Origin of the sequence: Rhizobium sp. CG4 (assembly GCF_023701965.1) — a bacterium.
In the GTDB taxonomy this organism is placed as follows: Bacteria; Pseudomonadota; Alphaproteobacteria; order Rhizobiales; family Rhizobiaceae; genus Agrobacterium.
In genome coordinates this window covers 108,629-129,819 of sequence record NZ_JABAEG010000008.1, presented here as the reverse complement: position 1 = coordinate 129,819, position 21,191 = coordinate 108,629, and the positions used below count along the sequence as shown (strand labels likewise).

17 protein-coding genes are annotated in these 21,191 nt (G+C 54.4%); 8 read left to right on the top strand and 9 right to left on the bottom strand.

Features of this window, described 5'->3' with window-relative positions; all coding sequences use genetic code 11:
• The first annotated feature begins 23 nt into the window (after positions 1-23).
• The 7 genes from HGO37_RS20615 (at position 24) to HGO37_RS20585 (ending at position 9,527) form a co-directional block, all read left to right on the top strand.
• Positions 24-806: a TIM barrel protein gene (locus tag HGO37_RS20615; protein ID WP_250984981.1), complete on the top strand. Its 783-nt coding sequence runs from the start codon at positions 24-26 to the stop codon at positions 804-806.
• 182 nt (positions 807-988) lie between these two features.
• Entirely contained in the window at positions 989-1,492 is a 504-nt protein-coding gene (locus tag HGO37_RS20610) for a DUF2478 domain-containing protein (RefSeq protein WP_250984980.1), read from the top strand.
• 197 nt (positions 1,493-1,689) lie between these two features.
• Positions 1,690-3,168, top strand: coding sequence for a sugar ABC transporter ATP-binding protein (locus tag HGO37_RS20605; protein WP_250984979.1), 1,479 nt, complete (start codon positions 1,690-1,692; stop codon positions 3,166-3,168).
• Positions 3,168-4,202 carry an ABC transporter permease gene (locus HGO37_RS20600; RefSeq protein WP_250984978.1) on the top strand — a complete coding sequence of 345 codons (1,035 nt, stop codon included), beginning with the start codon at positions 3,168-3,170 and terminating at the stop codon, positions 4,200-4,202. Before HGO37_RS20605 ends, HGO37_RS20600 begins: the two co-directional genes overlap by 1 nt.
• 45 nt (positions 4,203-4,247) lie before the next feature.
• Complete coding sequence (locus tag HGO37_RS20595) at positions 4,248-5,291, top strand: substrate-binding domain-containing protein (RefSeq protein WP_250984977.1); 1,044 nt, start codon at positions 4,248-4,250, stop codon at positions 5,289-5,291.
• Between the two features lie 61 nt (positions 5,292-5,352).
• Complete coding sequence (locus HGO37_RS20590; RefSeq protein ID WP_250984976.1) at positions 5,353-6,606, top strand: LVIVD repeat-containing protein; 1,254 nt, start codon at positions 5,353-5,355, stop codon at positions 6,604-6,606.
• A gap of 161 nt (positions 6,607-6,767) precedes the next feature.
• Entirely contained in the window at positions 6,768-9,527 is a 2,760-nt protein-coding gene (locus HGO37_RS20585) for a M16 family metallopeptidase (protein ID WP_250984975.1), read from the top strand.
• A gap of 58 nt (positions 9,528-9,585) precedes the next feature.
• On the opposite strand, the gene HGO37_RS20580 is transcribed toward HGO37_RS20585, so the two are convergent.
• From HGO37_RS20580 to HGO37_RS20565, 4 genes are read right to left on the bottom strand one after another with little or no spacing between them, the layout of a single operon-like run.
• A complete protein-coding gene (locus tag HGO37_RS20580) occupies positions 9,586-10,398 on the bottom strand; it encodes an ABC transporter ATP-binding protein (RefSeq protein ID WP_250984974.1) in 813 nt (270 codons plus the stop codon).
• Positions 10,395-11,435 carry a FecCD family ABC transporter permease gene (locus HGO37_RS20575; RefSeq protein WP_250984973.1) on the bottom strand — a complete coding sequence of 347 codons (1,041 nt, stop codon included), beginning with the start codon at positions 11,433-11,435 and terminating at the stop codon, positions 10,395-10,397. Before HGO37_RS20575 ends, HGO37_RS20580 begins: the two co-directional genes overlap by 4 nt.
• Entirely contained in the window at positions 11,432-12,424 is a 993-nt protein-coding gene (locus HGO37_RS20570; protein ID WP_250985121.1) for a FecCD family ABC transporter permease, read from the bottom strand. The genes HGO37_RS20575 and HGO37_RS20570 overlap by 4 nt, the downstream gene beginning before the upstream one ends.
• 47 nt (positions 12,425-12,471) lie before the next feature.
• A complete protein-coding gene (locus HGO37_RS20565) occupies positions 12,472-13,443 on the bottom strand; it encodes an iron-siderophore ABC transporter substrate-binding protein (protein ID WP_250985120.1) in 972 nt (323 codons plus the stop codon).
• A 331-nt stretch (positions 13,444-13,774) separates the two neighbouring features.
• Between HGO37_RS20565 and HGO37_RS20560 the strand changes: the two genes are divergently transcribed.
• Positions 13,775-15,916: a TonB-dependent siderophore receptor gene (locus HGO37_RS20560; protein WP_250985119.1), complete on the top strand. Its 2,142-nt coding sequence runs from the start codon at positions 13,775-13,777 to the stop codon at positions 15,914-15,916.
• A gap of 78 nt (positions 15,917-15,994) precedes the next feature.
• Here HGO37_RS20560 and HGO37_RS20555 read toward each other — a convergent pair whose 3' ends face one another.
• The 5 genes from HGO37_RS20555 to HGO37_RS20535 all read right to left on the bottom strand — a co-directional run bounded on the left by HGO37_RS20555 (position 15,995) and on the right by HGO37_RS20535 (position 21,094).
• Positions 15,995-17,047 (bottom strand): ABC transporter ATP-binding protein, encoded by a 1,053-nt coding sequence (locus tag HGO37_RS20555; RefSeq protein ID WP_250984972.1) that lies wholly within the window; start codon positions 17,045-17,047, stop codon positions 15,995-15,997.
• Positions 17,047-18,093, bottom strand: coding sequence for an NAD(P)-dependent alcohol dehydrogenase (locus HGO37_RS20550; protein ID WP_250984971.1), 1,047 nt, complete (start codon positions 18,091-18,093; stop codon positions 17,047-17,049). Before HGO37_RS20550 ends, HGO37_RS20555 begins: the two co-directional genes overlap by 1 nt.
• Positions 18,094-18,100: 7 nt before the next feature.
• Positions 18,101-18,919, bottom strand: coding sequence for a carbohydrate ABC transporter permease (locus HGO37_RS20545; RefSeq protein ID WP_250984970.1), 819 nt, complete (start codon positions 18,917-18,919; stop codon positions 18,101-18,103).
• Complete coding sequence (locus HGO37_RS20540) at positions 18,916-19,779, bottom strand: carbohydrate ABC transporter permease (protein ID WP_192489064.1); 864 nt, start codon at positions 19,777-19,779, stop codon at positions 18,916-18,918. The genes HGO37_RS20545 and HGO37_RS20540 overlap by 4 nt, the downstream gene beginning before the upstream one ends.
• A 67-nt stretch (positions 19,780-19,846) precedes the next feature.
• A complete protein-coding gene (locus HGO37_RS20535) occupies positions 19,847-21,094 on the bottom strand; it encodes an ABC transporter substrate-binding protein (protein WP_250984969.1) in 1,248 nt (415 codons plus the stop codon).
• Between the last annotated feature and the right edge of the window lie 97 nt (positions 21,095-21,191).

Below are 21,191 nucleotides of genomic sequence, written 5' to 3'. Positions count from 1 at the left end.
CGCAGAACCTCAGAGTACTTATCATGACCCAACCGTTTACACTTGCCGTCTGCGCCGAAATGATCTGGCGGGACAAGCCGATTGAATGGCGTTGCGCACGTCTTGCCGAAATGGGGTTTGACGTCGGCCTTTGGAACTGGCCGGATCATGATCTGGAAGCCTTGGTACATTCCGGCGCCAGTTTTTCGATCATGAACGGTTACCTCACTGGCCGTTTGGCAGACGATGAAGGAGCCACTGAACTGCTGCGCTCAGCACGGGAAACCGCCCAAATTGGCAAGCGGCTTGGTGTCGCCCGGCTTAACCTGCATGGCACTGGCCTTGGCGAGGGCGGCCTGCCGGCTCAACCCACTGAGATCGTCACCGGCAAAATGTGGCTCAAGGCACGCGATACTCTGGCACGTATCGCCGAGATGGCGGAAGAGGAGGGTGTCGTCTACACGCTTGAGAACCTCAATCTTCCGGTCGATCACCCCGGCACACCTTTTGGTCGGGCAGAAGACACGCTTGCTCTGGTGTCATCCGTCAACCATTCCCGTCTGCGTCTCAATCTTGATCTCTATCACGTGCAGATCGGTGAGGGTAATCTGATTGAAACCTGCAAATCCTGCCTGCCATGGGTCGGCGAGATACAGGTGGCGGATGTACCTGGACGATGTGAACCCGGCACCGGCGAAATCAATTACCCGGTGATCGCAAGAGCATTAAACGACATGGGATATCGCGGACCGGTCGGCATGGAGGCATTTGCAAAAGGTGATCCTGAGCATGCACTTGAAGCCTTCCGCAATGCCTTCACCTTATAGGAAAGGTTTCTGAGCGACGCTCTTTTCGCGCATTGTCTACGTCCAGTCTTTGTCACAGCCACAAACCAGACAAGACAAGCCGTTTACAGCATCGGCTATTGACGACGTGAAACACCGCATGGTTCATGCATTTCAGAATATCGGCCAGTGTCTGGCATGACGGAAATGTGAGGAAAATGACCATGCGGCTTGGGTACATCAACCTGACAGACGGCGATGAGTTGGACAAATGCCTGTCGCGGCTCGTCAAGCTGTTTGAAGAAGCTGGCATGAAACCGTCAGGCGCACTTCATGCACCATACAAAGGTCCAAACCGCAGCAAATGCGACATGGACCTTCAGATTTTACCGGATGGGCCAGTGTTTCGGATCAGCCAGAACTTAGGTGAACTCGCAACCGGATGCCGGTTGGACAGTGCTGCTCTGGAGGCAGCGACAACAGAAGCTGCTGCACGCTCAGATGGCGCCTCCGTGTTGATCGTCAACAAGTTTGGCAAACATGAAGCCGAGGGTCGCGGCTTTGTTTCGATGATCATCGACGCCATGGAACGGGACATTCCCGTAGTCATCGGTGTCAACAAACTCAATCTCGAAGCCTTTCTCTCTTTCACGGATGGCTGCGCGGAAATCCTGCCAGCAGACCCGAATTACATTGTAAACTGGGTAACAGCTGAGGCAGTACACTAGACCACATGAGATAAAATACGGCACCATACCACAGGCAATTCACTTGTTTTTCTTAGCAAAATTCAAGTTCTCGCAATGGCCCGACGGACTGTTGGAAATTTATTCCGTGGATTAGGTCGAGAATAGAATTCACGGCCTTGTTTGCCGACAAAGGATGGCTACGAAATCCTGATAATATTCGCAGGTTTTCTTCCATCATGCCTCTTCTGGACGTTCAAAATATTTCGCGAGCATTTGGCTCGACGCAGGCCTTGAGGGATGCCTCTTTGCAGGTCGAGCGCGGCGAAATTGTAGCCCTCATGGGCGCCAATGGTGCGGGAAAATCCACGCTGGTAAAGATACTGTCGGGTCTCTACACGGCAGATTCCGGCAGAATCGTCTGGGAAGATACAGACTACAAACCGCAAAACCCGGCCGAGGCCGCCGCACGCGGCATTGTCACCGTTCATCAGTCCACTGACGTGGTCGGCATTCCCGGTCTGAGCGTTGCAGATGTGCTTTTGCTCAATCAATTCGTTGATCGCAGTCATCCGTTTTTCCTTTCTCACAGAACAGTACGGCGCGAAGCAGCACGCATTCTGCAGGAAGCGGGTTTTGATCTGCCCCTTGATCGCGACTTCGAGACGCTTGGCACTGCGGACCGACAGATGGTGGCTATAGCGCGCGCGCTCTCGCAAAACGCACGTCTACTGATTCTAGACGAACCGACTGCAAGTCTCTCGGTACGGGAAGCGGAGCGTCTCTATGAGATTTTGCGGCAACTGAAGGCACGCGGCATCGCCGTCCTTTATATCTCACACCGCACTGCAGATCTGGAGGCGTTGGCTGACCGGGTTGTCATCTTGCGTGGTGGTCGCAATGTCGGCGCCTTCAGCAGACCAATTGATTTTTCAGCCGCCATCGAGACAATGATCGGACGGTCGCTTGAATCGGCACGGCCCGACCAGCGGCGATTTGGACAGGCGGTTCTGGAGCTGAAAGGTATTCAGCTATTGCCCGATAGTCGGCCGTTCGATCTGACCGTTCACAAGGGTGAAGTCGTTGCGATAACCGGCGTGCTCGGTGCCGGCAAAAGTCGTCTTCTCTCCGGTCTGTTTGGTGTCGGTTCATTCGTCTCGGGTAACATCACATTGAACGGACAGCCGTTCAATGCGCGCAAGCCGGCAGACGCCATTGCCGCAGGCGTGGTCATGGCGGCTGAAGATCGACATACTTCGTCGCTGATACATGCAGGTTGGCCCGGCGAAAGCATCGCCTCCACCATCAGCCTACCGCATCTGAACCGTTGGTATCGCTCAGGTTTCATGTTCTCGAAACGCGAAGAAAATGAGGGCAATGCCGCCATCAAACGGCTTGGCATCAAGGCAGTCGACTCTCTCGCGTCAGTGTGGTCGCTGTCTGGCGGCAACCAACAGAAGACAGTGATTGCACGTTGGGAAGCGGAGCCAAGCCGGGTGCTGCTTTTGGACGAGCCATTTCAGGGTGTGGACGTCGGTGCGCGTCAGGACATCATTGCAACTATTCGCAGCCACACCGACCGCGCCACATTGATTGCAACCTCAGACGCGGAAGAAGCACATGAAGTTGCGGACCGCGTATTGGTGATGGACCACCATACGCTGCGCGAAGAAACCAAACATTCGGCCTTCACCGGCTATCAAGAGGACACTGTCTAATGACCAACAGCGCCCAACACACTTCTGAAAATCCACGCGGCGGCAATGGTCTGGAGACAGTTCGAGAAACCATTCGCCGTGGTGCGGTTTTCATTCTACTGATCGCGCTTGTTGTCGGCTTCTCGCTGGCGCAACCCGCATTCATCAACATCAACAATCTGATGAGCATTCTGCAGGCGGTATCCGTCGTCGCAATCATCGGCGCGGGTGTCACGGTCACGCTTGCCATTGGTGGCTTCGACCTTTCCGTCGGCGCAGTTGCTGCTTCAAGTGTGATGGCCGCGAGCTACGCCATGATCGTGCTTGGCCTGAATGCCTATCATACCGTACCACTGGTGCTGGCCTTCGGTGCGCTTGTCGGTTTCGCCAATGCATTTTTAATTGTGAAGCTGAAGGTACCAGACCTACTGGCAACCCTATCGACCATGTTCCTGCTGACCGGCTTGCAGCTTATTCCAACCGCCGGGCGCTCGATTTCGGTTGGCCTCATTCTGCCCGATGGTACGACGGCGACAGGAAAATACGATCCGGCGTTTCTGACGATTGGTCGTTCCAGCCTGTTTGGCACCATCCCGTTCTCGGTACTGATGATGTTGCTGGTCGCTCTAATCCTGTTTGTATTGACGGAACGGACGCGACTGGGACGCCTGCTTTATGCGACGGGTGGCAATGAAGTCGCAACACGACTGGCCGGTGCGAATGTCAACCGCATAAAGACCTTCGCTTATGTGCTTTCTGGCACTCTTGCTGCGTTGGGCGGCATTATCGTTGCCGCGCGCGTCGGCAGAGGCGACGTATCGTCAGGCGCATCGCTGTTGATGGATTCTGTTGCCGCGTCGCTGATCGGTTTTGCGGTTCTGGGCCTGCGACGTCCCAACGTCCTCGGCACCCTGATCGGCGCTGTGTTTGTTGGTGTGTTGCTGAATGGCCTGACCATGCTGAACGCCCCTTATTACACGCAGGACTTCATCAAGGGTGCTGTGCTCGTCGGAGCACTGGCGCTGACCTACGGCATTGGCCGCTCCCAAAACTAACCAGACATTCTCTCGAATTATTCTTAGCAACGAAATGGAAAAACCATGTTCAAGACACTGAAAAGGCTGGCAGCCGTTGTTATTGCCGGTTCGATTTTCACCGCACCGGCGTCCGCTGCTGGCATCGCCGGCGCACCAGCACCGTTCGACAGCAAGACCGTCAACATTGCCGTTGTCAGCTTTCTCGGTAGCGGCGACTGGTTGCAGGCATTTGAAGCAGGCGTGAAAAAGCAGGCTGATGCACTCGGCATCAATCTGACTGTCTCGCAGGCACGTAACGACAATGACACCCAGCGCAATCTGGTTGAGCAGGCCATCAATCTCGGCGTTGACGGCATCATCATCAATAACGGTCGCCCTGAGGTTCTGCAGGACGTAGCCCAGAAGGCGCTCGATGCCGGTATCAAGGTTGTCGCCTATGACATAGACCTCGACAACCCGCAAATCCCGCAGATTGAACAGAGCGACAAGGATATGGCGAAGCTTGTTCTTGAGCAGGCTGTGAAAGACAAGGGCGAAGCATTTGTCGGCGGCGCCGTTTATGTTGCAGGTTTTGCACCACTTGATCGCCGCTATGGCGTCTGGAAAGAATTTGTCGAAAAGCACAAGCTGACGGAAAAGGCCGTATGGGGCGTCGTGAACGATACGGTACCAGCATCAGTAGCTGACCAGACCAAGGCAATCCTGCGCGCCAACCCGGATATCTCCGTCATCTTCACGCCTTGGGACGAATTCGCCAAGGGCGTAAAGCTGGCTATCGATGAGCTGGGTCTTTCTCAGCAGGTCAAAATCTATGGCGTCGACATTTCGACCGCTGACATTCAGCTGATCACCGAGCCAGACAGCGCATGGGTTGCAACTGCCGCCACCAACGCCGCTGTTGTGGGTGAAGTCTCTGTTCGCGCCGTATCGCTGGCGATTGCCGGTCAGTTCCCTGGCCGTTCCGTCCTCCTTCAGCCAACCCTGATCACCCGTGACGATCTGGTCAACAACAACATCGGCACGATCGAGGAGCTTCAACAAAAGTTCCCGGCATTCCAGAAGAGCGACGCTGCCTCTGCCGAATGGATTCCTGCTGCAAAGCAGTAAGACCAAAGATGAAAATGACGCCGCCCGCAAGGCGGCGTTTTCCCTTTACCAAGCAATGAGAATGGCCATGACAGACCTGCCAAAACCGGATTTCGCCCGCAATATGAAACTGATTGGCCATAGCGATATTGGCGGTCGTGGTGATGGCCTGCAGCTTATGGTTCACCACAACCACGCGTATATTGCCCACCCCTGGTCGCAGGGCTTCTCAATCGTCGACGTCTCGGACGCCAAGAACCCGCGTACGGTCAATTATGTAGCGGCGCCTGCGAACACCTGGAACATCCATCTGCAGACACACGGCGATCTGCTTTTGGTCATCAATGCGCTTGACCTGTTTGCCGACGTCGAAACCTTCACCGATGAGAAGGCCTATTACACCAAGTCGGTAGGTGAAACCGTCGCGGCGACAAAACGCGAGCGTTCCTGGACGGCTGGAATGAGCGTCTACGATATTTCAAGCCCCGCTCAGCCCCGCAAAATCGGCCAACTGGATGTCGACGGCGTCGGTCTGCACCGCATCTGGTACGTCGGCGGCCGTTACGCCTATGCTTCAGCGCTTCTGGATGGTTTTTCGGATTATATTTTCGTGACTATCGACCTTGCCAATCCCGCGAAACCCGAACTTGTCGGTCGCTGGTGGTTGCCGGGCATGAACCTTGCGGCTGGCGAAACACCAAACTGGGGTGAGGGGCGTCGTTATGCACTTCACCACGCCCTTGTGCATGGCAACACAGCCTATGCCTGCTGGCGCGATGGCGGCCTGACCCTTCTTGATGTGTCGGATCATTCCGCACCAAAGCTGATCAAACACCACAACTGGTGCCCTCCCTATGGCGGTGGCACGCACTCTCCATTGCCATTGCCAGGACGCGATCTGCTTGTCGTCGCCGACGAGGCGGTACTTGATAACGAAGAAGACGGCCGCAAACATACGTGGGTATTCGACATCCGGGTTCCCGAAAACCCGATCAGTATTTCGACATTCCCGATCCCAAATGAGATCGACTACACCAAAAAGGCCGGCCATTTTGGTCCACACAATCTTCACGAAAACCGCCCCGGTTCGTTTGTGTCGGAAACTCTGATTTTTGCGACATGGCAGAATGCCGGTATCCGGGCATTCGATATATCCGACCCCTATCACCCCGTTGAAACGGGCGCGCTCGTACCGGCTGGCCCAACAACAATGACGGACCGGAGACCAAATCGGCCTAGGGTTATCCAGTCGGCTGACGTTTTTGTTGATGCCAATGGCCTGATCTATGCAACCGACTACAATGCTGGCCTTGAAATAATCGAATATGGCGGCTGATCGCAGACGCTAGCACCCCTATGGTCCGTTGATGATATCGGAGGACCATAGGTTTCGCTTTTAATCATTCGCCAAATACTCAGATTTTTTGTGAGATCAAACGAGATCAAACGTCGAATACCAGTGAACGCATTCGTTCGTGGAATTTTGAAAGTGACGTTATGATCTTTGTGCGCGCCGTGTTTGCCCTAGTTACCCTTTTTGCCGGACTTCAGTTTGCTCAGGCTAATGGTGTGGAGTGGGACAAGAAGCTGACGCACGGAAAGTTGGATAACGGCCTCTCCTACATTCTCTACGACAGCAAACGCGCAGATGAACCGTTCAACATCCGCCTTGTTGTGCACGCCGGATCTGTTGATGAAGAGATACCCCGTGGCACTGCCCACATCCTTGAACATATGGTGTTCCAGTCGACGCAGGCGCACCCCGAGACATTACACACCTACTTTCAGAAGCTTGGGTGGCGCACCGGCGTGCAGATCAATGCAGTCACGCGCGAAGCAGAGACCCAATATATGGTTCGTACCCGCCCGAATGATGCGCTCGATGTAGAAGGGTCCTTGGCGCTGGTTGCTGACATGGCCTTTGGCGCGAAACTGTTGGCCGAGGACTGGGACAAAGAACGTTTCGTCATTCTTGAAGAACTGCGCCATGATAACAAGGTGGCTGAACGCATCAACCGACAGAAAAAAGAGCTGCTGCGTGCAGGTTCGCGTTATGTTGATCGTCCGACTATTGGCACACGTGAGGGAATTGAAGCGACGACCATCGCTGACATCAAGGCGTTTTACGATTCCTATTATGTCGCGTCCAACATGACCCTGATCGTCTCTGGCAGGATAGATGCGGCAAGCACTGAGAAGGCGATTATCCGTCTGTTTGGCTCAGCACCGAACAAGCCACAACCATCCAGAGACTACGTGGCATTCCCGTTGAAAGATGAACTCTCCATCGGCCAGGTACAGGACCCACAGGGCACCACCTCGCAAGTAACCTATGCTTTCAGACTGGAAATGCCACCCCGTCAAAGCGATGACGGCAGACTTGCCTATCTCGAGAAATATTTCCTGACCCGCCTGATGCGCGACGCGATACAGACGCAGGGCGAACATTACGGTGAGATAGTCAATTCTCTCAGTTTCGTCATTCAAGAACCTGTAGAGCGGCGGCTTATTCTGGCCTTCAACGCCAGAAGCGAAAATCATGACAGAGCGAAAGACATTTTGCTTGAAAGTGTCGAGCGACTGCGGCGCACGGGCCTGTCTCGGGATGGCTTCGACGCTCTGATGAAAGATGCTGTCCGGATCAACAGTCGCAATCCTGACGCCGCAGCCCAGCGAACCTATGCGGAGTGGGAAGACCGTATTACCAGCGCGGTGATGATGGATTCCGTGCTGCAAGACGCAGCTGAAAAGGCGAGGGACACACAAGCCCTGCTAGAGCAGATCACCTTCGAAAGCCTGTCTGCCCGTATGCAAGACATGCTGCGCGCGCCCGACCAGGTGATGATGTATCAGGTTCCGGGCGACAAGACGGTAGAGCTTCCATCGGTCGACGATATCAGTGCCCAACGTCAGGCGTTGTCCACGGTTACAGCACTCCCCGATTTGCCCGCGATTGTAGCGAAGGCGCCGGTTGCGAAAGAGCAACCGCTGCCAATATGGCCAACAGACGCGACGGTTGATGAAACGGGAGAAATCGTTTCGGAAACCCGCCATGACAACCCAACGATACAGGAATGGGTCCTTTCGAACGGCGATCGCGTGGTCTGGCTGGCGCGCGACACGACGGATGGCAAGGTCTATCTATCAGGACAATCCAGACCGGGTTTCATGAATGCCGAGTTCGGCAGCACAGTTTCACAGGCTGCCATTCAACTCTGGGAACAAAGCGGTTTTAATTTCTGGTCACAGGACGAATATGAACTTTGGAAAAAAGCCCAGCCAGCGAGGTGGAGTTGGGCGCTGAAGGACAGCATGCTCGACGTTGCCGTGGCTGCAAAACCGGAACAACTCCCCGAATTGTTGCGTCAATATGCAGCGAGTATAAAATTTGGTCTGGTTCGTGAAGAGGCATCTGACGCTTTCCGCACCCAGATGGCCAGCAACCTCACCTCTGCCAATGAATATTCGCAGTTGCTCTACGGAGAGTCTGCCGATCACCCCGGCGATGCAAACATTGGAGTGATTGATGCACAGGCGTTGGAAAAAGCAGCTCGCGCGCTCGTCGCGGAACCGGTAACCTGGTTTGCGGTCGGTCCCGCCCCAACGCCTGAGACCAAAACCACATTTGCAAAAACAGTGAGTGCGTTGGCACGCGCTCCGTCTCTCACACCAGCACCCGCCAGGCAGCAAGACGGCATACACAAAAAGAGCATTCAAACATTTAGGGATCATCGGGCCCAGGTCGAAATATCTACGTTCACAGCCCTTGAATGGACGCCAGAAAAAGCCTTCCTCATTTCGACGCTGACACCACTCGCACAGCAAGCGCTGAAAAATGAACTGCGCAATCATCTTGGTGGCATCTACACGCTGCAGTTTGAGTTGCGCATGGACCCAGAGACCAACCGCAGCATCAGTACCTTGTCGTTCATTTGTGCGCCGGAGCGGGCAGAAGAGCTGGCAGACGCTGCCATAAATGTCCTGAAGAACATGCCGCAGAACATACAGGCTGTGGACTTCAAGCGATTGCAGGCAGACATCGACTTTGCCGAAAGCGGGCGTATGAGTGACGCCAACACTTGGCTGCGCCGACTGTCTTTGAGTTACCGCCGTTACGGCGACCCGACCTACCTCAGCAACATGCCAAAATTGAGCGAACAGTTGACGCCGATCGCGTTGCAGACCTATGCCGAGCAGGTGTTTAAAACAGATAATATAGCTGTGCTGACCCGCTTGCCTCTGGCCAAGGCGCAGTAATTGCAACGTTCAGATCGCTAGACGCAGCGTGTTGATAGTTGCTGCGTCTGCTCCGTAATTATACGGCCTTATCACCGACCATCTGATGCCTGCCCATCGGCAGCATCAGCGGCCGCCCTGAGGTAGGGTCGGTTATGATGCGGCTCTCAAGGCCAAACACCTGTCGCACATTGTCCTCTGTCAGAACCTCTTCCGGCTTTCCCGTGATGTGCAGTCGTCCACATGCCATGGCGACAAGATAGTCGGCATATCGTGCCGCCAGATTGAGGTCGTGGAGAACCATGACGATTGTCGTTCCCCGCGACTGATTGAGATCGGTCAACAGATCCAGCACCTCAATCTGATGGCTGATATCGAGGAAGGTCGTTGGTTCGTCCAGCAACAGGACTTCAGTCTGCTGCGCCAGTGCCATTGCAATCCAGACACGCTGCCTTTGTCCGCCGGAAAGTTCGTCGACCGGCCGTTCTGCCAGCTCAACAGTTTTGGTGGCAATAAGCGCTGTCGCGACAGCTTCATCATCCGCTGATGTCCAGCGCGTAAACATGCCCTGATGCGGATGCCTGCCACGGCTGACAAGGTCTGCCACCATGATACCTTCAGGCGCGATAGGGGATTGTGGCAAAAGCCCCATCACTTTCGCCAGTTCCCGTGATGGCATTTTGTGAATGGACTTGCCGTCAAGCAGCACGTGGCCTGCACGCGGCGTAATCAGCCGCGACATGGTGCGCAGCAGTGTCGACTTGCCACAGGCATTGGCGCCAACAATCACTGTGATTTTGCCATGTGGCACCACCAGATCGAGGTCATTCAGAATGACGCTATCGCCATACCCGGCTGAAAGTTTCGTGGCGGCAAGTGAATAGGTAGTCATAGTGAACCTCCGGCGCGATTGACGCGCACGATAAGGAAAATGAGGTAGGGGGCGCCGAGCGCACCCGTAACGACACCGACCGGATAACGGCTGGGCAACAGGAATTGCCCGCAATAATCGCCAACCAGAACGAGCGTTGCGCCGACCAGTGCCGAAGGCACAAGCAACGAACCATTGTTACCCATGATCCTTGCAGCGATCGGCCCGGAGAGGAAAGCAACAAATGCAATAGGCCCGGCCACTGCTGTGGCAAATGCGATCATTCCAACTGATGCGATGATAACGATGATCCGTGTCTTGGCGACACGCACGCCAAGTGCTGCGGCAGTATCATCGCCGAGCCGTAAGGCTTCCAGATCACGAACGCGGGTCAGCAGCAGTCCACCGAAGGCAGCCAAGGCGAGAATGAGCGGCAGTGTCTGCGACATCTGTGCACCGTTCACACTGCCCGTCAGCCAGCGCATCGCCTCCTGAAGGCTCCAGGCCGGCGCGACAGACAATATGTAAGCAATAAAACTCTGCAGCATGGCAGAGACACCAATGCCGACAAGGATCAATCGCGTCCCTGCAACACCGTTGCGAAACGACAGAGCATAGACCAACAGCGCAATACCAAGCCCGGAGACGACGGCGAAAACTGACACGATCGGCCCGCTGAGCGACAGGACAACAATGGCAAAAACCGCAGCGGCACTTGCGCCGGAACTGATGCCGATAATGTCAGGGCTGGCGAGTGGGTTGCGGAGCATGATCTGAAAGGCGACGCCACCCATGCCAAAACAAAGTCCCGCAACAATGGACAGGACAGCGCGCGGCAACCGCAACTGACCAACGGTGAAACTCAAACCCGGGATATTCTCACCAAGCAAAACACGGATAACGTCTTTCGGCGGCGTAAACGTCTGGCCGGACATCAGCGTCAGTGCACAGACGGCACATAACAACACCACCAGACCGGAGATAACAAGCCACCGGCCACTAGCGCGCTGACGCCGGTTTCCAGCGATCGAGGTGATGACAGGGGAAAGCATGCTCATAATTCACGCACCCTTTGCCGCCTGACAATCCAGATAAAAAACGGCGCCCCGACGAGTGCAGTGACAATGCCCACATCCAACTCGGCAGGCCGTGCCACGATGCGTCCCATAATGTCCGCGGCCAGTAGTAGGCAAGCTCCACTCAAGGCCGAGAAAGGCAATAGCCAACGGTGGTCTACCCCCACCAGCAGGCGGCACAGATGTGGAACGACGAGACCAAGGAAACCGATCGGACCACAAATCGCAGTCGTTGCACCACATAAGAGGATTGCCCCGAATGACGCTATGGCCCGGGCAGTCGCAACACGTTCGCCCAGACCAGCGGCCAATTCATCGCCGAGCGCCAATGAGTTCAACTTGCGAGCCGACAACAGGCTGATTGCAAAACCAACGATCAGAAACGGCAGCACATGAGAAATACGCTCAAATGTCGCCCCACCAACACCACCGATCTGCCAGGCGCGAATACCGCCCGCAATATCATTGCGTGGCAAGACTACAGCGATAACCAAAGAGGAAAAAGCGACCGATGTCGCGGCACCAGCCAGTGCCAATTTGAGCGGTGTCGCACCGCCGCGCCCCATCGAGCCGATGACGTAAACAAAAACAGCTGAAATGCCGGCACCTAAGATGGCGACCATGATGTAGGCGTATGCCGACGCGATACTGAACCACGCCACACCCACCACGACCGCCAAAGACGCACCCATATTGACGCCGAGAATGCCGGGATCAGCCAAAGGATTGCGGGTAACGCCCTGCATGATCGCACCTGCCAAACCGAGTGAAGCGCCCGCAAGCAATGCAAGCAGAGTCCTTGGCAGTCGGACTGCGACAGCAGCTTGGCTTATATTATCCGTATGGCCACGCAATGCCATTACGATATCGCTCCAAAACACGTCTCGTGTACCGATCGCGACCGACAAGGCGCACAAAAAAGCAAGTGCTGCCAGCACTAGAACCAAACCCAAGAACCGCGAACGGCGCATATTTCCCGGAAAAGCCTTCGCAGCCTGCGAGGACCCTTTATTCAATATCATTTGGACTTTCCCGCCGCCTCGGCAAGCAGATTGACGTAGTCTTTCAACACCCACGAAATCGACAATGGTGTTGGATTGGATGCAGTACCGAGTGGATTGCGGCCCAGCATGACGATTGCGCCATTCGCGACTGCGGGCATTCGCGAAAGCAGGGGATCAGCGTTCACCGCATCCAGCAAGGCCTGGCTGCCGTAAGTCACGACGATATCAACATCATCAAAGGCGTCGACACGTTCTGCACTGACGCCCGCAGCAAACTGGCCCTTGGTGGTTGCATCCAAAACGCTCTTGGGTGACTTAAGACCGAGATCGGTAAAAAACTTCACGCGAGTGTCATTGGCGGTATAAAAATTGACGATGCTGAGGTTCGTGGTGTCGAGATGCGTCACAAACATTGCCGACTTGCCCTCAAGCTGACGATGCCCAGCGACCGTATCAGCGATCTCCTTTTCAATCCGCTTAATCAGCGCATCGCCTTCTTTCGCCATGCCGAGCCCGGCGCTGTTAAAGCGGATCATATCGCGCCAATCAGTCGCCCAGGATGATTCCGGATAGGCAACAACCGGTGCAATCTGGCTCAACGTGTCGTAATCGGCCTGACTGAGGCCGGAATAGGCTGCGAGAATGACGTCCGGCTGGGTTGCAGCGACGGCCTCGAAGTCAATTCCATCCCCCTCATCAAACAGCACGGGCTTTTCAGTACCAAGCTCTTTCAGCTTTTCAGCGACCCATGGCAACAGACCGTCGCCATCGTCATCGCCAAAATTGGCTGCTGCAAAACCAACGGGAACAATGCCCAATGCCAACGGAACTTCATGATTGGCCCAAGCGACAGTCGCGACGCGCTCTGGCTTTTTGGCAATCGTGGTTGTTCCCAACGCATGTTTGATGACGATCGGATAAGACGTGTTTTCGTCTGCACGGACCTGTGTGAATGCCAGCAATGAAAGGCATGTCACAACCACCATTGCGTAAAAACCGAAGAACCTTGGCACGGCCAACCCTCCTTGATATTTAAAGTTGGCTTTCCAGTTCCAGTTTAATGGGGATGCGTCAAGGCTTACGCAAACGACCAACCGGCAGCGCGTCAAAGTTTCCGGAGTTTCATACAAAACCAGAGGAATCTACAATACCAGACTGTACGCCTCAAGTTAACAAGCGCGGAAGGTGAATACAGGGTATCGCCACAGTCCGTGCCATTCCGCATCAAAGCGACGCACAGAACCGCTTCGGCAAAGGACTAAGAAATGCACCCTGTTGGTGACCAGCAACAACAACGCCAACCTCTGGAATTTGGACATGCACAGCAAAAAAAACGGCAGCACAGGCAAACGGTCCGGTCTTCATTATCGCAATGCTGCCCTTCTTGGATGCACGGCACTGATCGCTTTTTCGCCGGTAACATCGCTGGCGCAAGATGCAGACAGTTCAGGTTCCAATACCGTCTTGCAAACCATTACTATTGATGGCGCCGGCGCGGATGATGACAGCAAATCCATTGTTGCTACCAAAACAACCAGTGGCGGCAAGATTGCTACGGACATCATGAACACGCCTGCCAGCGTTTCTGTGATCACGTCAAAAGAAATCCAGCAACGTGGCGCGCAGAACGTCGAAGAAGTGTTGCAATACACCACTGGCGTCACGACTGATTTTTATGGCTCAGACGACCGGTTTGATTATTTCAAGGTTCGCGGTTTCGATGCCTATATGTATCGAGACGGCCTTTTGATCGGTCGTCCCTTTGGTGGTCTCCGTGAAGAACCTTTCGCATACGAACGTGTAGAAGTGCTAAAAGGCGCCAACTCGGCAACATTCGGCGTTTCTGACCCAGGTGGCGCCGTCAACTACATGACGAAGCGACCCAAAAACGAAAGGTTTGGCGAAGCCTATGTGACCGGGGGATCTTACGACCGCGCCGAAACAGGGATCGATTTTGGTGACAACATCACTGAAGACGACACGCTATCGTATCGCATTACGGGCAAGGTCAAAAATGCAAAGGCCGAGTTCGATTTCTCGAATGATGACGAGAAGTTTTTTATGGGCGGCCTTACATGGCGTCCTACCGATGTCACCAGCCTGACCGTCGTTTACGATCATCTTAATACTGATGGCGTACCGGGAAGTGGTGGTCATCCTGTTGGGACGGATTTCAGCAGAAGTCGTTTCTTCGGCGAGCCGGATTTCAATTATCGCGGAGTCAACAGAAACTCCTTGAGCGTCATGTTCGATCATGATTTTGGCTCAGGTCTGAGCTTCAGTACAAATGCCCGATATAGTAAAGCAAACACCGATTTTGGTTACGCATATATTGCGTCGACGCCAACGAATGGCTCTACGACTGCTAAGCGTTCATTCTTCGCAGACGATTCATCAGATGAGAATTTCATCGTTGATTCACGTCTGCAATACGAGGCGAACTTTGACGCAGTCGAAAGTACGACCCTGTTTGGCGTCGAATACAATAACCTATCCTCTGATGGTCAGATCAACTTCGGTGACGCACCCGGCATTGATTGGACCAACCCGATATATTCGGGCGCGCCAACATCAGTTCCTCTGGGTGAAATAACGCGAAATCGCCAATACACTACGGCTATATATGCACAACAAGATTTGACGTTCTCCGAAAAACTCATAGCCACCGTCGCGCTTCGAAATGATTGGCTTGATTTGAAGCAACACTCCACTTCGTATTGGACAGGGTCCGAAGTGGTTAGCAATGATGAAGACCGCGTGAGTGAGCTTACTAAGCGCTTTGGCGTCACCTATCGATTTACTGATGCGTTTGCCGCCTATGCAAGCTACGCGGAGTCGGTGGCACCACCCACAGTAGGCGTTCAACCCGAGCGCGGCGACCAAATTGAATTGGGTGTAAAATATCAACCGACAGATTTTCCGGGTCTATTTACTGCCGCGATTTACGACCTGACCAAGTCAAATATTACTGTCACGAACCCAGTGACAAATCTTCCGTCGACCATCGGTGAAGTTAGGGTTCGGGGATTGGATCTTGAGGCAAAAACAGAGGTGACAAACAACTTCAGTTTGACAGCAGCCTACTCGTACCTGAAATCAGAGATCACTGAGAATGGCACTGGCGGGAACATTGGCAACGAACTGCAATTCGTACCCAATCATTCAGCTTCGTTGTGGGGTAATTATACTCTCGAGGGCAACGACACCATTGGCGACATGACTTTTGGCTTGGGTGCTCGTTACATTGGATCTTACTATTTCGACGATGCAAACACGCAAAAAACTGGAAACAACGTCGTTTTCGATGCGTCGTTCAACTACAAGATTCAGGAAAACACATCGCTGGATCTGAATGTCAGCAATCTGTTCGACAAGAAGTACGTCGCTTATGGCGGTTTTGGAGCTGACTTCTACAATCCGGGCCGGTCGTTCGCCGTCACACTGCGCCGGACTTGGTAACAAAATACCCCCACCTGACAAAACGTCGGGTGGGGGTAAACGTTTTAATACCTGCCTTGCCAGACATGGCGTAATCGATCAGGCTGACAGACGCTGTCCACTCGTCGTATCGAACAGATGCAGGTTTGCAGGATCAACGTCGAAGCCGATGTTTTGCCCCACATTCAGGCGCGTTTCAGCTGGAAGTGCGACGCTGAATTCATGGCGACCATTCTTCAGTGTTACCAGACGTGTTTCGCCATGAAACTCGTTGCGATCAACCTGTCCACGGAAGGTTCCGGCCGTTTCGTTCAGGCGAAAAGCGCCAGGACGAATACCAACTGTCACAGCACCGGGGCGGACATTGAAAGGTGCGCCCAGGTTGACTGTATCACCAGCCAAAACCCCATCTGATGCCTGTAGCTCCAGGAAGTTCATGTTCGGCGTACCAATGAAACCGGCTGCAAACAATGTGGCAGGCGTCTGATAGATCTCCTCTGGCGTACCCATCTGTTCGATATGACCATCCTTCATCAGCACGATGCGATCAGCCAACGTCATGGCCTCAAGCTGATCATGCGTCACATAGATGCTGGTGGTTTTCAGGTCATGGTGCAGACGGGCGATTTCAACTCGCAGGCTTCCGCGCAGCTTGGCGTCGAGGTTTGAAAGCGGCTCGTCAAACAGAAACACTTCCGGTGTCTTGATCATAGCACGCGCAATCGCCACGCGTTGCTGCTGACCACCGGAGAGCTCTGTCGGTTTGCGCGACAGATAGACGTTGAGACCCAGCGCTTCGACGACCGGTGCCAGACGTGCGTTGATGGCATCCTTTGCAACACCCGCACGTTCAAGACCGAATACGATGTTCTCGCGAACAGTCATATGCGGATAAAGCGCGTAGTTCTGGAACACCATGGCAATACCACGATCACCGGGATCGCGGTCATTCATACGCTGACCGCCGATGAGAAGATCGCCGCCAGAGATATCTTCCAGGCCGGCAATCATGCGAAGCATGGTGGATTTTCCGCAGCCCGATGGGCCGAGGAAAACCACGAATTCATGGTCATTGATCGACAGGTTGAAGTCTCGCATGACTTCAAGCGAACCATAAACCTTACGGATGGAACGGCATTCGACTGTAGCCATCAGCTCGTTTCCTTATCCAGCACGATTTGCAGCTTCACATCTTCAGGGCGCCCTTCGGCAGCCCGCTCAAAAGCGGCAATCGATTGATCGAAATTATATGTGTCCGAAACGAGCGGCTTGAGATTGACCTTGCCAGCAGCAATCAGCGCCAGCGCACGGTCAAAGACGTTTGCGTAGCGGAACACGGTCTCAATACGGCACTCACGGGCGCAGGCAGCAGCGATATCGAAAGGAACCGGCTCCGGTGGCAAACCAACCAGAACGACAGTGCCGCCCGGACGCACGACCTTGAACAGGTCCCTTATGGCAGCAGGTGCACCGGAGCACTCAAACACGATGTCTGCGCCCCAATTTTCTGTCGCCTCATTCACGGCGCTGACAATATCTGTTTCGCGCAGATTGATGCCGGTGATGCCTTCGTAGGTCTCCGCCAATTTCAGCTTGGTTTCGGACAAATCCGAAATCAATACGCGCGAGCAACCGCCAGCCAGTGCCGCCAGAGCAACCATGATGCCGATGGTGCCGCAGCCCATGACGACGGCTGTATCGCCGGGCGTGATGTGGGCGCGGGCAGCTGCCTGCATACCAACAGCAAAAGGCTCGACCATCGCACCTTCCGCGAAGGAAACATTGTCAGCCAGATTGTAAGTGAAACCGGCGGGATGCACGGTCTCAGGGCAAAGAATGCCGTGAACAGGTGGTGTGGCCCAGAATGTAACGGCAGGGTCGACGTTATAGATACCGAGACGCGAGGCGCGCGAGATCGGGTCAGGAATGCCAGGCTCCATGCAGACACGGTCCCCGACTTTGAGATGGGTGACATTGGCACCAGCCTCGATGACCGTACCGGCAGCTTCATGACCGAGCACCATTGGCTCGTTGACCACGAAATCACCAATACGACCATGTGTGTAGTAGTGCACATCGCTGCCGCACACACCAACCGTATGCAGGCGGATACGGACGTCATCCGGTCCCATGGTCTGGGGCAGATCGATATCGCGCAGGTTCAATTCGCCAACGCGTTCCAGGACAAGTGCTTTCATTGAATAATCAACCCTGATTTTGTTTTTTCGAGAATGCGGCATTCAGACCGCCCGCCAGCAATCCAAGCAGGATAAGAGGGGGCAGGGACAAAAGAACGACGGCTGCGTTTAGAATACCCCAGGGCACATTCATGCCGAGTTGGGACATTTCGGATGCGATGATTGGCAAAGTTTTCGCGTTTGATGTGGTCAGCATCATGGCCAGAAGGAACTCGTTCCAGACGAGCACGAAAGAAAAGGCGATCGCGCCGAAAATCTGGAACCGAGCGATTGGCAATGCCACGCGGAAGAATGTTGCATAAGGCCCAAGCCCATCAACCCGGGCCGCTTCTTCGACGTGAATGCTCACACGCTCAAAGGCAGGAACGGACAACCAGATCGTAATCGACGCCGTAACGATCAGATAGGTTACGATCAGCGACAGGCGTGAATCGTAAAGACCAAGGCCAAGCCAGATCACCAGCATCGGAATAGCAATCGCGACAGGCGGCAGGAAACGCAGCGACAGAACAAAGAACTGCGCTTCTGCGGTCAGTCGGTTCTTGAAACGGGCGATAACATAGGCCGCGGGAACGCCAATGATGGCACCGATCACCACGGCGGACGAGCAGATAATGACCGAGTTGGTCAAGGCCCGTGCCACCGAACGACGGTTCAACACGTAACTCATATTGTCCCAGACCGGCTGGAAAAACACCTTTGGTGTACTGACCAGCAGATCCGCATTGGTTTTGAACGCATTCAGTAGCGTCCAGAGAAGCGGCAGGACGACAAACGCCGCAGCAACGACCAGCACCAGCCGAAGGAGAATGGTGGAAATCTTCATCGGTTCAACCTCTTCCAGGTAAAGGTAAAGGTTACGACTGTCAGCACCATCATGATGACCGCCATTGAAGACGCATAGGAAATCTTACCGGATTCAATAAAGCCTTGCGAATAGGCGTACATATCGAGCGTTTCGGTTGAAATGCCCGGACCACCACGGGTCATGACGTAGACGAGATCGAAAGAGCGCAGGCTTTCAATCGCCTTCACCAGCAGAAGACTGATCAATGGCGCCTTCAACATCGGTAATGTCACGAAGCGGTGAATTTCCCAACGACTTGCCTTGTCAATGCGCGCAGCTTCCAGCGGTTGCGGCGGCAGAGATTCCAGCAGCTTCAAGATGATAACCGCGAAGAACAATCCCCATTGCCAAACATCAACGAAGGCAACAGCCAGAAGGGCACCCCAAGGTGTCGAGAGAATATCCGGGGTGCTGCCCGTCAATTCACGCACCGGCCAGGTCAACGCACCGTAAAGCGGATGAAAGCCGAATTTCCAGACGAATGCAGCACAAACGCGCGGCAGCAAAACCGGAATGATGAAAAGCAGACACAGCACATTGCGCATGCGCGGTCCAGCAGCTTCAAACATCGCAATACCAAGTCCGATGCCTGTCAACATGGTCAAGCTGACGCTGATGACTTCCCATTTTACCGATACCCAGAGGGCATTGAGAAAACGCGCATCCGAAAAGAGAGCAATGTAATTTGCAAACCAGATGTAGTCGGCCACCGGTTGGGAAAGTGTCCGGTTCTGCAAAGAAATATTGACCGCATAGACCGTGGGCACCAGTGCCAGCACGACCAGGATCAAAAGGGTCGGCCCCAGAAATACATAGGGCAGTGAACGTCCGCGTCGCATCACAGCAGATCCTAGGCTGAAAAGATGGGCGCGCATGAAAGCGCGCCCTGTTTTTGATTATGCAGCATCAGAGCTTGCGGGCGAAGGCTTCAAGTTCGTCCAGAGTGCCCTTGATGTCGGTGCGGCTGCCGGTGATCAGCTCTTCAAGCATGATGCCCCACTGATTGCCCAGCTCCTGCCAGCGAGCATCCTGCCAGAACGTCACCTGCGTGTGCTTGCCGGTCTCTGCCATCGCGTCAGAAAGGTTCTGACCGAATGTCTTGGCATATTCTGCACTCTGGTAGGTGCTGGTTCTGGTCAACTCACCCGGCTGACCGGCAGCGAGACGGCGAGCTTCCTGTTCCTTGGAGGTCGCCCATGCAACGAACAGACCGGCGCAAGCCTTTTCCTCATCCGTCGCATTTGCCTTGGAGGCCACTGCGAAACCATGCGCATAACCAGCGCCTGGCAGTGGAGATGGTGGAACGGAGAATGCAACCTTGTCGGCAACCTGGCTCTGCGCCTTGTCGACGGACATGCCGCCAAGTGGTGCGGATTCTACCAGGATAGCAACCTTGCCAGCGCGGAAGGCGCCGGTGGATTCATCCCACGAACCGGTCTGAGTGCCTGGAGCGGAATATTTGAACAGATCAAGATATGTCTGCGTGGCCTTTACAGCTGCTTCGGAGTTGAATGCAGGCTGACCATCCTTGAACCATTCACCGCCATTGGCCTTGAACAGTGGCATCCAGCGCCAGACATTGGCACCCGAACCGCGCTGACCACGCAGTGCTGTACCGTAGATACCATTCGCCGGATCATGCAGTTTTTTCACAGCGGCGAGATATTCGTCCCATGTCTTTGGTGGCTGGATGCCAGCCTTTTCAAGCAGGTCTGTGCGGTAAACCATCAGGTCGCCGCCCCCCTGTACCGGTGCAAACCACTGCTTGCCGTCATAGGACGCAGCAGCGCGCATACCTGCGTCGAAGTCGTTGTAGTCATATTCAGCCGGATAAAGGCCATCAAGCGGTACAATCCAGCCAGAAGATGCAAAGAGCGCAAGGTTTGCCTCATCAACGTAATAAACGTTGAAGCTACCAACAGTCGATGCATCGGCCTGCGACTTGGCGCGGCGGTCATTTTCATTCAGATAGCTGATTTCAAATCCTGCACCGGACAGCTTCTCGAACTCATCAACATAGTCCTCCAGCAGCGTCAGACCATCACGTGGCTGTGCAAGAATACGCACATCCGCGCTGCACTGAGCAGCAAAAGTGTTGGACGCAGCAAAAAGCGCAATCGCCGCACAACCAGTGCGGAGTAAAGTCTTAAACATGATTTCCTCCCTCAGAAGCTGCACTCCTGTACAGCCCACGCACCTATTTTCGAAAAACATTGGTTGGGAACTAGTTGGCTTTTTACCGTTAACTGAT

What these genes read in the sequence shown, in the direction of transcription:
- HGO37_RS20615 (WP_250984981.1), top strand. Translation starts at nt 24, where the DNA reads ATGACCCAACCGTTTACACTTGCCGTCTGCGCCGAAATGATCTGGCGG.
- HGO37_RS20610 (WP_250984980.1), top strand. Translation starts at nt 989, where the DNA reads ATGCGGCTTGGGTACATCAACCTGACAGACGGCGATGAGTTGGACAAA.
- HGO37_RS20605 (WP_250984979.1), top strand. Translation starts at nt 1,690, where the DNA reads ATGCCTCTTCTGGACGTTCAAAATATTTCGCGAGCATTTGGCTCGACG.
- HGO37_RS20600 (WP_250984978.1), top strand. Translation starts at nt 3,168, where the DNA reads ATGACCAACAGCGCCCAACACACTTCTGAAAATCCACGCGGCGGCAAT.
- HGO37_RS20595 (WP_250984977.1), top strand. Translation starts at nt 4,248, where the DNA reads ATGTTCAAGACACTGAAAAGGCTGGCAGCCGTTGTTATTGCCGGTTCG.
- HGO37_RS20590 (WP_250984976.1), top strand. Translation starts at nt 5,353, where the DNA reads ATGGCCATGACAGACCTGCCAAAACCGGATTTCGCCCGCAATATGAAA.
- HGO37_RS20585 (WP_250984975.1), top strand. Translation starts at nt 6,768, where the DNA reads ATGATCTTTGTGCGCGCCGTGTTTGCCCTAGTTACCCTTTTTGCCGGA.
- HGO37_RS20580 (WP_250984974.1), bottom strand. Translation starts at nt 10,398, where the DNA reads ATGACTACCTATTCACTTGCCGCCACGAAACTTTCAGCCGGGTATGGC.
- HGO37_RS20575 (WP_250984973.1), bottom strand. Translation starts at nt 11,435, where the DNA reads ATGAGCATGCTTTCCCCTGTCATCACCTCGATCGCTGGAAACCGGCGT.
- HGO37_RS20570 (WP_250985121.1), bottom strand. Translation starts at nt 12,424, where the DNA reads ATGCGCCGTTCGCGGTTCTTGGGTTTGGTTCTAGTGCTGGCAGCACTT.
- HGO37_RS20565 (WP_250985120.1), bottom strand. Translation starts at nt 13,443, where the DNA reads ATGGTGGTTGTGACATGCCTTTCATTGCTGGCATTCACACAGGTCCGT.
- HGO37_RS20560 (WP_250985119.1), top strand. Translation starts at nt 13,775, where the DNA reads ATGCACAGCAAAAAAAACGGCAGCACAGGCAAACGGTCCGGTCTTCAT.
- HGO37_RS20555 (WP_250984972.1), bottom strand. Translation starts at nt 17,047, where the DNA reads ATGGCTACAGTCGAATGCCGTTCCATCCGTAAGGTTTATGGTTCGCTT.
- HGO37_RS20550 (WP_250984971.1), bottom strand. Translation starts at nt 18,093, where the DNA reads ATGAAAGCACTTGTCCTGGAACGCGTTGGCGAATTGAACCTGCGCGAT.
- HGO37_RS20545 (WP_250984970.1), bottom strand. Translation starts at nt 18,919, where the DNA reads ATGAAGATTTCCACCATTCTCCTTCGGCTGGTGCTGGTCGTTGCTGCG.
- HGO37_RS20540 (WP_192489064.1), bottom strand. Translation starts at nt 19,779, where the DNA reads ATGCGACGCGGACGTTCACTGCCCTATGTATTTCTGGGGCCGACCCTT.
- HGO37_RS20535 (WP_250984969.1), bottom strand. Translation starts at nt 21,094, where the DNA reads ATGTTTAAGACTTTACTCCGCACTGGTTGTGCGGCGATTGCGCTTTTT.